Source organism: Saccharothrix violaceirubra, assembly GCF_014203755.1.
In the GTDB taxonomy this organism is placed as follows: Bacteria; Actinomycetota; Actinomycetes; order Mycobacteriales; family Pseudonocardiaceae; genus Actinosynnema; species Actinosynnema violaceirubrum.
This window is the reverse complement of sequence record NZ_JACHJS010000001.1, coordinates 3,869,578-3,882,024: the sequence shown is the minus strand read 5'-3', so window position 1 is coordinate 3,882,024 and position 12,447 is coordinate 3,869,578. Positions and strand designations below refer to the sequence as shown.

Annotated in this window: 7 protein-coding genes; all 7 read left to right on the top strand. The window is 73.2% G+C overall.

Annotated elements, in window-relative coordinates; genetic code table 11:
• The first annotated feature begins 11 nt into the window (after positions 1 to 11).
• The 7 genes from F4559_RS18100 to F4559_RS18070 all read left to right on the top strand — a co-directional run bounded on the left by F4559_RS18100 (position 12) and on the right by F4559_RS18070 (position 12,433).
• Positions 12 to 6,056: a type I polyketide synthase gene (locus F4559_RS18100; protein ID WP_184670229.1), complete on the top strand. Its 6,045-nt coding sequence runs from the start codon at positions 12 to 14 to the stop codon at positions 6,054 to 6,056.
• A gap of 7 nt (positions 6,057 to 6,063) precedes the next feature.
• Positions 6,064 to 7,638 carry an acyl-CoA carboxylase subunit beta gene (locus tag F4559_RS18095; protein ID WP_184670227.1) on the top strand — a complete coding sequence of 525 codons (1,575 nt, stop codon included), beginning with the start codon at positions 6,064 to 6,066 and terminating at the stop codon, positions 7,636 to 7,638.
• Positions 7,635 to 7,790, top strand: a complete 156-nt coding sequence (locus F4559_RS35190; RefSeq protein WP_184670225.1) for an acyl-CoA carboxylase epsilon subunit — start codon at positions 7,635 to 7,637, stop codon at positions 7,788 to 7,790. Before F4559_RS18095 ends, F4559_RS35190 begins: the two co-directional genes overlap by 4 nt.
• 17 nt (positions 7,791 to 7,807) lie before the next feature.
• Positions 7,808 to 9,370 carry an aspartate aminotransferase family protein gene (locus F4559_RS18085; protein ID WP_246445251.1) on the top strand — a complete coding sequence of 521 codons (1,563 nt, stop codon included), beginning with the start codon at positions 7,808 to 7,810 and terminating at the stop codon, positions 9,368 to 9,370.
• A gap of 86 nt (positions 9,371 to 9,456) precedes the next feature.
• Positions 9,457 to 11,004: a hypothetical protein gene (locus tag F4559_RS18080; protein WP_184670223.1), complete on the top strand. Its 1,548-nt coding sequence runs from the start codon at positions 9,457 to 9,459 to the stop codon at positions 11,002 to 11,004.
• A 109-nt stretch (positions 11,005 to 11,113) separates the two neighbouring features.
• Positions 11,114 to 11,683: a hypothetical protein gene (locus tag F4559_RS18075; RefSeq protein ID WP_184670221.1), complete on the top strand. Its 570-nt coding sequence runs from the start codon at positions 11,114 to 11,116 to the stop codon at positions 11,681 to 11,683.
• A gap of 600 nt (positions 11,684 to 12,283) precedes the next feature.
• On the top strand, positions 12,284 to 12,433 hold the full coding sequence (locus F4559_RS18070; protein WP_184670219.1) for a hypothetical protein: 150 nt from the start codon (positions 12,284 to 12,286) through the stop codon (positions 12,431 to 12,433).
• Positions 12,434 to 12,447: the final 14 nt, after the last annotated feature.

The following is a 12,447-nucleotide window of genomic DNA, read 5'->3' as shown; positions in this document are numbered from 1 at the left end:
GCACAGCAGCCATGTCGAAAGAGGACAAGCTCGTCGAGTACCTCAAGTGGGTCACCGAGGACCTCCGCAAGGCCCGGCAGCGGATCTCCCAGTTGGAGGCCGGTCTCGAGGAGCCGGTGGCGATCGTCGGCATGGCCTGCCGGTTCCCCGGTGGCGTGCGCTCCCCGGAGGACCTGTGGCGGCTGGTCGCCGAGGGCGGCGACGCCATCAGCCCGTTCCCCGACGACCGGGGTTGGGACCTGGAGGCGTTGTACGACGCCGATCACACCAAGCCCGGCACGTCCTACACCCGCGAGGGCGGCTTCCTGGACCGCGCGGGCGAGTTCGACGCGGGCTTCTTCGGCATCTCGCCGCGCGAGGCCACGGCGATGGACCCGCAGCAGCGGGTGCTGCTGGAGACGGCCTGGGAGGTGTTCGAGGACGCGGGCGTCGACCCGGCGACGCTGCGCGGCGATCGGGTCGGCGTGTTCGTCGGCTCGGTCGAGCAGACCTACCTGCCGTTGGCGGGGCCCGCCGAGTTCGAGGGCCACCTGATGACCGGCCGGCTGAGCAGCGTGGCGTCCGGTCGGGTCGCCTACACGTTCGGCTTCGAAGGTCCGGCGGTCACGGTCGACACGGCGTGCTCCTCGTCGTTGGTCGCCCTGCACCTCGCGGCCCAGTCGGTGCGCCGAGGCGAGTCGACGTTGGCCCTGGCGGGCGGCGTCACGGTCACCGCCACGCCCGGCGGGTTCGTGGACTTCGCCCGCCAGCGCGGGCTCGCGCCGGACGGCCGGTGCAAGTCGTTCGCCGCCGCCGCCGACGGCACGGGCTGGTCCGAGGGCGTCGGCCTGCTGCTGGTCGAGCGGCTGTCGGACGCCCGGCGCAACGGCCACCGCGTGCTGGCGGTCGTGCGGGGCAGCGCGGTCAACCAGGACGGCGCGTCCAACGGCCTGACCGCGCCCAACGGCCCCTCGCAGGAACGCGTCATCCGGCAGGCACTCGCCGACGCCAAGCTCGAACCGTCCGATGTGGACACCGTCGAGGCGCACGGCACGGGAACCCGGCTGGGCGACCCGATCGAGGCGCAGGCGCTGCTGGCGACCTACGGTCGCGGCCGGTCGGGCGAGCCGCTGTGGCTGGGGTCGTTGAAGTCCAACATCGGGCACACGGTGGCCGCCGCCGGTGTCGGCGGTGTGATCAAGATGGTGCAGGCGCTGCGGCACGGCGTGCTGCCCCGGACCCTGCACGTGGACGAGCCGACGCCGATGGTCGACTGGTCGGCGGGCGACGTGTCGCTGCTGACCGACGCCCGGCCGTGGCCGCGGGTCGACCGGCCGCGTCGGGCGGCCGTGTCCGCGTTCGGGGTCAGCGGCACCAACGCGCACGTGATCCTGGAGCAGTCGCCCGCCGGCGAACCGGCCGAAGCCGACCGGCCCACGCTCCCGGCGGCACCGCTGGTGTTCTCGGCGAAGTCGGCGGACGCGGTGCGGCGGCAGGCGGAGCGGCTCGCCGACATCGAGGCGCGGCCGGTGGACGTGGCCTACTCGCTGGCCACGGGCCGGTCTTCGCTGGAGCACCGCGCGGCGGTCGTGTCCGGTGATCCGGTCGCCGCGCTGCGGGCGTTCGCGGCGGGCGAGCCGACGTCGGACGTGGTGACCGGCACGGTGTCCGGCGGCGGACTCGGGTTCCTGTTCACCGGCCAGGGTTCACAGCGGGCGGGCATGGGCTCGGGGCTGGCGGCTTTCCCCGTGTTCCGCGAGGTTTTCGACGACGTGTGCGCGCGCTTCGGCGACCCGCTGCCGTCGGTGATCGAGTCGGGGCAGGGCCTCGACCTGACCGGTGCCGCGCAGCCCGCGCTCTTCGCGTTCGAGGTGGCGTTGTTCCGGTTGGTGGAGTCGTGGGGTGTGCGGCCGGATGTCGTGGTGGGCCACTCGATCGGCGAGTTGGCCGCCGCGCACGTGGCCGGGGTGTTGTCGCTTGAGGACGCGTGCCGGATCGTCGAGGCGCGTGGTCGGTTGATGCAGGCTTTGCCGTCCGGTGGGGCGATGGTGGCGGTGCGGGCTTCGGAGGACGAGGTTCTTCCGTTGTTGGCGGGTCGGTCGGACGTGGGGTTGGCCGCGGTGAACGGGCCTTCGTCCGTCGTGCTGTCCGGCGCCGAAGAGGCCGTGGGCGAGGTCGTGGACCTGCTCACCGCGCAGGGCCGCAAGACCCGGCGTCTGGTGGTGAGTCACGCGTTCCACTCGTCGCTCATGGACCCGATGCTGGAGGAGTTCCGGGAAGTCGTCCGGAGTGTACGGTTCTCCGAGCCGGTGATCCCGTACGTGTCGACGGTGGGCGAGGGTCTGTCGTGGACGTCGCCGGACTACTGGGTGGACCAGGTGCGGCAGCCGGTCCGCTTCCACGCCGCCGTCCGGTCCCTGCTGGAGCAGCAGGTGACCACTGTGCTGGAGATCGGTCCTGCGGCCGTCCTGACCGGCATGACCGCCGAGTGGGCGGGCGAGTCCGTCGTCGCGCTGCCGTCGGTGCGCGCGGACCGGTCCGAGCCCGAGGCGCTCGCCGCCGCGCTCGGCGGGCTGCACGTCCGGGGCGTGGCCGTGGACTGGGACGCCTTCTACGCGGGCACCGACGCCCGGCGCGTCGACCTGCCGTTCTACCCGTTCCAACGGGACCGTTACTGGCTGACCGCGCCGACCGCCGACGCGACCAGGCTCGGTCTGCGCGCCCTGGACCACCCGGTGCTCGGCACGGCGGTCGACGTCGCGGGCACCGGCCAGACCGTGCTGTCGGGCCGGATCGGGCCGCGCGACCCCGCCACGCCCGCCGTGCTGGTGGAGTGGGCGCTGCGCGCGGCCGACCAGGTCGGCTACACGACGGTCGACGAGTTGACCGTGCGGACCCCGCTCGTGGTGGGCGCGGCGGTGCACGTCCAGGTCGTCGTCGGCGTGCCCGAGGCCGACGGCCGCCGCACGATCCAGGTCCACAGCCGCCCGGACGACGACCTCGCGTGGACCGCGCACGCCGACGGGTACCTCGCCCTCGGCGGTCCCGCGCCGGTCGCCGTCGACTCCGGCGACCTGGTCGAGGTGCCGGACGCGGCGGGGTACGACCTGCACCCGACGTTGCTCGAAGCCGTTGTGGGAGAGGGGTTCGCGCACCACTGGCGGTCGGTGCGCCTGCACGCGGCCGGTGCGACCGCGCTGCGCGTGCGTCGTGACGGACTCTCCGTCGAGGCGGCCACGCCCGGCGGCGTGCCGGTGCTGAGCGTGGGCGAGGTGCACGTCGGTCCGGCGGTCGAGACCGACCGGGGCCGTCCGCACGACGCGCTGTTCCACACCGAATGGGTGCCGATCGCCGCGCCCGAACCGGCGGTCGGTGCGCGCTGGTTGGTGCTCGGCTCCGACCAGGCCGACGCCGACGTGTCCACTGTGGACGCCGTCGCGGTGCCGTTCCTGTCCGGTCCGGGCTCGGCGGCGGAGAACGTGCACACCGCGACGCGCGAGGCGTTGGCGTTCGCGCGGCGCTGGCTGGCCGACGACGGTCTCGCCGACACCCCGCTGGTCGTGATCACGCGGCGCGCGGTGGGCGTGGACGGCGAGGTGCTCGACCCGGCCGCCGCGGCGGTGTGGGGCCTGTTGCGGTCCGCGCAGTCCGAGGTGCCCGGCCGGATCGTGCTGGTGGACGTGGACCACCTGGCCGACCCCGGTGCGTCCCGGCTGGGCGTGGTGCTCGCGTCCGGCCACGCCCAGGCGGCCGTGCGGGACGGCCGGGTGCTGGTGCCCAGGCTGACCCGGCTGCTGCCACCCGCGACGCCGCGGCCGATCCGGGTCGCCGAGGGCACCGTCCTGATCACCGGCGGCACGGGTGCGCTCGGCGCCCTCGTGGCCCGCCATCTGGTCACCCGGCACGGCGTGACCCGCCTGCTGCTCGCGAGTCGCCGTGGTGCCGAGAGCCCCGGTGCGGCCGAACTCCGCGCCGAGCTGACGGAACTGGGCGCGCACGTGACCCTGGCCGCGTGCGACGTCGGCGACCGGGCCGCCGTCGACCGGCTCGTGGCGCGGGTACCGGCCGAGCACCCGCTGAGCGGCGTCGTGCACACCGCCGGTGTGCTGGACGACGCGGTCATCGGCTCGCTCACGCCCGAGCGGCTGGCCGCCGTGCTCACGCCCAAGACCGACGCGGCGTGGCACCTGCACGAGGCGACCCGGCACCTGGACCTGTCCGCGTTCGTGCTGTTCTCCTCGATCGCCGGTGTGGTCGGCGGACCCGGCCAGGGCAACTACGCCGCTGCCAACGTCGCGCTCGACGCGCTCGCCGAACACCGTGCCGCGCAGGGGTTGGCGGCCACGTCGATCGCGTGGGGTCTGTGGGCGGGCGTCGGCGGTCTCGGCGGGCACCTGGCCGAGGCCGACCTCCAGCGCATCGCCCGCACCGGTTTCCTCCCGGTCACCGCCGACACCGGCCCGGACCTGCTGGACGCGGCGCTGCGCGGCGGCGTGCCCGCCGTGGTCGCCACGCCCATCGACGTGCCGACCCTGCGCGAACGCCCGGAGAAGGTGCCCGCGATCCTCACCGGCCTGACCCGGACCACCGCGCGGCCCCGCGCCGACGAGGTCGCGGAATCCACTGTGGATCTTTCCGTGCTGGTCGGCGACGAGCGTCGTGCCGCGTTGCTGGACGTGGTGCTGGCCGAGTCCGCGCGGGTGCTCGGCGGTGCCGTGGTCGAGGCGGACCGGAACCTCGCCGACCTCGGCTTCGACTCGCTCACCTCGGTGGAGTTGCGCAACCTGCTGGCGGCGGCCACCGGCCTGACGCTGCCCGCCACCCTGGTGTTCGACCACCCCACCCCGGCGGCGCTGGCCGACCACCTGCACGCCGGACTGGGGGAGGGCGACGCCGACGAGCGGATCGACTACGCCGCCGACATCCGGCTGGCCGACGACATCCGCCCGGCCGCCGAGGTCGTCACCGTCGCGGACGACCCGCAGGAGGTGCTGCTCACCGGCTCGACCGGGTTCCTGGGCGCGTTCCTGCTGCGTGACATCCTCCGCGACACGCACGCACGCGTGGTGCACTGCCTGATCCGTGCGGAGGACGAAGAGCGGGCGTGGGCCAAGCTCGACGCCAACCTGGACTGGTACCAGGTGGACGTGGACCGCACCCGGATCTCGGTGGTGGTCGGCGACCTGGCCCAGCCGCGATTGGGGCTCACCGAGGAGCGGTTCGACGGGTTGGCCCGCGACGTCGACGTGGTCTTCCACGCCGGTGCGACGGTCAACTGGCTGCGCTCGTACGACGAGCTGAAGGTGTCGAACGTGCGCGGCACCGAGGAGATCCTGCGGCTGGCCGCGCGCCACCGCACCGTGCCCGTGCACCACCTGTCCACGGTCGGCGTGTTCCCGGCGGCGGTGGAACCGGGCGTGCCGCTCAAGGTCACCGACCCGACCGGGCCCGCCGAGGACCTGCCCAGCAACTACCTGCGCACCAAGTGGGTCGCCGAACAGGTGGTCGGGATCGCCCGCGACCGCGGCCTGCCCGTCTCGGTGTACCGGGTCGACGTGATCAGCGGCGACCAGGACAACGGCGCCTGTCAGACCCGCGACTTCGTGTGGCTGGCGTTGAAGGGCCTGGTGCAGGCCGAGGCGGTGCCCGCGGGCCTGAAGGGCGCCGTGCACATGGTCCCCGTGGACTACGTCTCGGCGGGCGTCGTCGCCCTCGCCCGTCGGGAGAGCGGCCGGACGTTCCACTTCCACAACCCCGGCCACCAGGGCTTCGGCGACTTCGTGGAGCGGATGCGCGTAATGGGCTACCCGCTGCGCGAACTGGACCGCGACGAGTTCCGGTCGCGGGTGCGCGCCGACCGCGGCAACGCCCTGCTGCCGCTGCTGGACGCGTTCGAGCTGATGGCCGCCGACAGCGAGACCTTCTACCCGGCGATCGACACGACCGACACCGACACCGCGCTGGAACCCGCCGGCGTGCGCTGCCCGGTGATCGGGGAGGACCTGTTCACGAAGTACGTCGACTTCTTCGTCCGCGCCGGGTACCTCCCGCCCGCGCCGTCGCGAACCACGGAGTGAGGAACCCATGACTGTCACCGAAGAAGCGCCGCGCGACCTGCGTGCCGGTGTCGCCGAACTGCACGCGGTCCGGGAGCAGGTCGAACCCGGACTGCTGGCCAAGGCTTCGCAGGCCCAGCACGCGCGCGGCAAGCTGACCGTGCGGGAACGCCTCGACCTGCTGTTCGACGAGGGCACGTTCCGCGAGGTCGAGCAGTTGCGCCGGCACCGCGCCACCGGCTTCGGCCTGGAGGACCGCCGCCCGCACACCGACGGCGTGGTCACCGGCTGGGGTCGCATCCACGGCCGCCGGGTGTTCGTCTACGCCCACGACTTCCGCATCCTCGGCGGGTCGCTGGGCGAGGCGCACGCGGAGAAGATCCACAAGGTGATGGACCTCGCCGAGGCGGCGGGCGCCCCGATCATCAGCCTGAGCGACGGCGCGGGCGCGCGCATCCAGGAGGGCGTCACCGCGCTCGCCGGCTACGGCGGCATCTTCCGCCGCAACGTCCGGTGCTCCGGTGTCATCCCGCAGATCAGCGTGATCCTCGGGCCGTGCGCGGGCGGCGCGACCTACTCGCCCGCGTTGACCGACTTCGTGTTCATGGTGCGCGGCGTCTCGCAGATGTACATCACCGGGCCGGACGTGGTCCGCTCGGTCACGGGCGAGGACATCACCCACGAGCAGCTCGGCGGCGCGGACGTGCACGCCAGCGTGTCCGGCGCGGCCCAGTTCCTCTACGACGACGAGGTCGAGTGCCTGGCCGACGTCCGGCACCTGGTGTCGCTGCTGCCGTCCAACAACCGCGAGCTGCCGCCGGTCGTGGCCACCGACGATCCCGCGGACCGGGAGAACGGCACGCTGCTCGACCTCGTGCCCGCCGACCCGAACCGGGCCTACGACATGCGCGCGGTGATCGAGGAGATCGTCGACGACGGCGAGCTGTTCGAGGTGCACGCCACCTGGGCGACCAACATCATCTGCGGGCTGGCCCGGCTGGACGGGCACGTCGTCGGCATCGTGGCCAACCAGCCCGCGTCGCTCGCCGGCGTGCTGGACATCCACTCGTCGGAGAAGGCCGCGCGGTTCGTGCAGACCTGCGACGCGTTCAGCATCCCGCTGGTGACCCTGGTCGACGTGCCCGGCTTCCTGCCCGGCCGCGACCAGGAGCACGGCGGGATCATCCGGCACGGCGCCAAGCTGCTGTACGCGTACTGCGCGGCGACCGTGCCCCGCGTGCAGATGATCCTGCGCAAGGCGTACGGCGGCGCCTACATCGTCATGGACTCGCGGTCGATCGGCTCGGACCTGTCGTACGCGTGGCCCATCAACGAGATCGCGGTCATGGGCGCGGAAGGCGCGGCCAATGTCGTGTTCCGCCGGGAGATCGCCGCCGCGCCCGACCCCGAGGAGACCCGCGCGCAGCGGATCAAGGAGTACCAGCGCGAGCTGATGCACCCCTACTACGCGGCCGAGCGCGGCCTGCTCGACGACGTCATCGACCCGGCGCGCACGCGGTCCACGCTGATCGAGGCGTTGGCCGTGCTGCGGGCCAAGCGCGCCGACATCCCGGCGCGCAAGCACGGGAACCCGCCGACGTGATCGTGCACGGTGCGCCCGACGACGAGGAACTGGCGGCGCTGACCGTCGCCCTGCTCGCCTTGCCGCGCGCGGAAGAACCCGATGAGACCCCCGCCGCGTCCGCGCCCCTGTGGACGGCGCGACCCTACCGCGCGCCCGGCGCGTGGAACTGATCACCGAGGAGGAACCCATGACCGCCGTCCAACCCATGACCGCCGCCCACACCGACCGCGAACTGGCCGAACCGACCCTACGCGGCTGGCTGGGCACCGTCGGCCTCGACGTCGAGTACGTCCGGGCCGAGGGCAACACGATCTACCGGCTCGCCGAGGACGGGAGCGAGGTGGCCGTGCTCGACCTCGCGGGTGGCTACGGCTCGTTGCTCCTGGGCCACAACCACCCGACCGTCGTGGCGCGTGCCCAGGAACTGCTCGCCGCCGGCACGCCCATCCACGCCCAGTTCTCCCGGCACCCCTATGCCAACGACGTGGCCAACCGGCTCAACCGGATCATCCGGCGCGAGCTGGGCGAGGACGAGGCGTTCGCGACGATCTTCGCCAACACCGGCGCCGAGGCCATCGAGGCGGCCATCAAGCACGCCGAGCTGGAGCGGGGCTTCCGGGCCCGCGACCTGCTGGCCGGGATCGAGGCGAACCTGGCGACGACGGTGACCTCGGTGGCGCCCAGCGCCTACGAGAAGGCGGGCAGTGTCCCCGAGGAGGGGTTGGCGGGCCTGCTGACCGCGATCGCCGCGCACAACGCGGCCGTCGCCGCCCGTCCGCCGGTGTTCGTGACGCTGGAGGGCGGGTTCCACGGCAAGCTCGCGGGCAGCGTCCAGTTGACCCACAACGCCGACTACCGGACCCCGTTCTCGGCGCTGGCGGCGCAGGCGCGGTTCGTGCCGCTGGACCAGCCGGGCGCGGTCAAGGACATGGTGGACGGCGAGCGCGCGTCCGTGCTGGACATCGTGGTCGAGGGCGGCGAGGTGCGGGTGGTCGAGCACGACTTCCCGCTGATCGCCGCGTTCGTCGTCGAGCCGATCCAGGGCGAGGGCGGCATCCGGGTCGTCTCGGCCGAGCTGGCCGCGGAGATCCAGGAGGCGGCGGCCTCGGTGGGTGCTCCCGTCGTGGTGGACGAGATCCAGAGCGGGATGGGCCGGTCGGGCGCGTTCCTGGCGAGCACGCTCATCGGGCTGCGCGGCGACTACTACACCCTGGCCAAGAGCCTGGGCGGCGGCGTGGCGAAGGCGTCGGTGCTGCTGGTCCGCGAGTCCCGGTACCGGCCGGAGTTCGAACTCGTGCACAGCTCCACGTTCGCGAAGGACGCGTTCTCGTGCCACATCGCGTCGACCGTCCTGGAGCTGCTGGAGTCCGAGGACGGCCGGGCGTACCGGAAGGCGGCCGAGCTGGGCGAGCGGCTGACCGCTGTTTTGGAAGGGGTGCGCGCGGACTACCCGGACGTGGTGGTCGACGTCCGGGGCAAGGGCCTGATGCTGGGGTTGGAGTTCGCCGCGCAGGACACTGCCACGTCCGAGGCGATCCGCGTGAACGCGCCGTTCCTGGGCTACGCGATCGCGGGCTACCTGTTGCAGGCGCACGACATCCGCACCTTCCCGACCGCCAGCGCGGTGACCACCCTCCGCTTCGAGCCGTCGGTGCTGTTGACGGAGGAGGAGATCGGGCGGCTGGACCGCGCGCTGCGCGGGGCGGCCGAGATCCTCCGCACCCAGCCGGAACACGGCTTCACGGCCTGACCCCGGAGCCGGACCCCGCCTTCGCGGCGGGGTCCGGCCTTCTAAAATCGTGTGCCCGCGACCGTGCGGGTGTGGACGATGGCGCCGTGGATGCCATTGGTGATCGACTGCGTGGACGGCTTGCCTCGCCTCCCGACGAGCCGCCGGCGGGCCTGCCCGACCGGGACTCGCTCGACCGGGCGCTCTCCGGTGCCGGGAGCGGGGATTTCGACGCCGCCCGCGAACTCTGGTCGCTGCTGTCCCCGATCGGCCGGCACGCCGATGCGGACCTGGTCGTCCGGCGGCTGGCCGAGGCGGGCCCGCGCCTATGGCTGACGGTGGACGCCGCCGCCCGGAGCCTGCCGTGGGGCATCCTCACGTCGACCGACGTGGCGGCCCACCGCCTGGTCGCCGGTCGGGCTGGGCCGTTGGACCTGATCGCCGCCGCCTGCCACCCGGACGGGTTCGTGCGGGAAGCGGCCGTGACCGTGCTTGGTTCACGGGACAACGTCAGCGGGGTGCCCGTCCTGGCGCTGCGGGCGGCGGACTGGGTGCCCGAGGTCCGCGCCGCCGCACGTCGGGCGTGCGCTCGACAACTCGACCGTGCGCCGACCGAGGCGATCGCTTTGGCGGCACCCGTCGCGCGGGCCGTGCATGCGCGCAGGGACGGCGACTGGTTGCTCGACGCTGTGGCGGACGTGCTCCGCGACGGCCCGCCCGAGGCACTGGAGGCCGCGTTGGCGGCCGAAGACCGCGGCGTCCGGCGACTCGCGCACACGATCGGCCTGGCCGCCGGCCGACTCCACCTCGACCGGCTGGTGCGCACGGCCGAAACCGGCCCCGACCCGTCGATCCGTGTGTTGTGTGCGGAAGCGGCCATCCGCGCCGCCGGTGATCGCGACGTGCCCCGTCGACTGCTTGCCGCCGGAACGGCCATGGTGCGCGCCGAGGCCGTTCGCGCCTTGGCCGCCGCGGGGGAGATGGCGGCCGTCGACGCGGCACTGGTCGACACCGGTGCCGTCGTGCGCGCCACCGCGCAAGCCCTCCTGCGCCGCGCCGGTACGGACCCGGCCGCGCGCTATCGGGCACTGCTCGACCGGCGTCCGCCGCTGCCCACGGTGATCGCGGGACTTGGGGAGACCGGCGCCCACGTCGACGTCGAGCCGCTCCGGGAATGGCTGGGACACCCTTCGTCTCGGGGGCGTGCGGTGACTGTCCGTGCGCTGCGACGGCTCGGCGAGACCACACCGGGGCTGCTCCTGCCCCTGCTGACCGATCCGGTGTCCTCGGTGACGCGGCAGGTCGTGCTGTCCCTGCTCCGGCACGCGGACGGCCTGGACGAGGACTTCCTGCGGCCGTTGCTGCGACCGGAGCGGCCACCGCACGTCCAGCGGGCCGCCTACCGGCTCTTGCGCGCCCACGGCCTGTGGACGCGGATCGGCGTCGACCTCGACCTGCTCGCCGACCCCGGGCACCCCCTGCACGCCACCGCACGGGCGGACCTGTCCCACTGGCTCGCGCACGAGGCCGCGACCGCGTACGCCGTTCCCCCTGCCTCGCGCGTAGCCGAGCTGTCCGCCCTGCTTGCCGACGTCGAGGAGATCTTCGGGACCGATACCCGTCTGCTGCGATTCCACATCGGACTGCCGATTTGACCGTCTGATTAGGACAGTGTGGGCCCCGATGGTGTCGCGCGTGCGCCCGACTCTGGAATAGTGAGGTCGCCCAGTCCGAGCCGCGCCTTCGGGAGAGTGTCGACACCCGATGAACACCACGACCGAGCCCGACCGCTTACCGGCGCTGATCGCCGTCTACCAGTCCGACCGCGCCGACCGGGCGACCACGCTCAACGTCGGCCTCGCCACCATGGGCGTCGCCGCCACCTACCTCGTCGGCACGATCGCCTTCTACGACAAGCTCGACCTGCTCGGCTGGGCCATCGCGCTCCTGCCGTTCCCGCTGATCTGCGTCGCCGCCTTCCACTCCCAACTGCTCAACCTGGCCGCCGTCCGGGCCCGCTCCATCCTCACCCTTGAACGCCGACTGCTCGCCGACGTCCCCGACCTCGACCGGGACCGGGTCGGCACCACCGCGACCGAACGGGCCACCAACGTCCACACCGCTCCGCGGCCCCACCGGGTCGCAGCCCTCATCGCGTACGGCGGGGTCAGTGCCGTCCATCTCGCCTACATCGCGTTGATGCTGGTGAAGGCCGCCCAGCACCTGCACGGCTGGGTCGCCGTCCCGGCTGTGGTCTACGCGGCGCTGCTCGTGCCCGTGGGTGCGGCGTGGCGGCACAGCGCCCGCGCCCTGGACTTCGACCGCGTGCCGTGACCGCGAATCCTCGATGCGCATCCACTGGACGTCCATCCGCATGGCGGTGAGCCCTGCCCGTAATTCCGACTCAGAGCCGGTCAGACCCGTGGCCAGGAACGTGAAACGCTGCTTGGCCACGGACTGACGCGCGACCAAGGCGGTGGCGTTGGGAAGCCGCCCGGACACGCGATCGGGCACGAAGTGGGCCGGGTGCAGGAGGTGGTGCGCGTCCTCGTTGACCTCGGGTGCGACGTGCAGGACGGGGATCTCGCCTTCGTCGGCCCCATACATCCGGGCGACCGCCACTGCGGCCCGGAACGCGTTGCCCACGGCCATGCCCGACCCGACACACCGGTAGAAGTGGGCGGCGAACGTGATCGCCGTCCGATCGGCCACCCGCGCGGGATAGCCGATCGCGCACCCGGTGACCACGGCCAACTCCCGCGCCACGGCGTCGGTGCCGCACGCGTTCAACACGACAAGCCGTAAGGACTTGCCGACCTCGGCCAGCAGGTCGACCAGCCCTCGGGTGACCAGCGGCGCGTCACCGCCGTCGTCGGTGAGGACCCGCAGACCCCGGTCGCTTGCGTGCCCGGAGAAGTGCAACACGGTCGGCTCGTGGTCCAGCAGGTGGCCGAGGATGTCCCCACCTCGTACCGCCTGCGCGGCGTGCACGACCAGGCCGTCACGGTAGCGGGACGCGCGGATCACCTGCTCGACTTCCCGCTGCTCCGCGCCGGTGTCCGGTCCGCCCGGCCGTGCTGCTGACAGCATCAGGATGC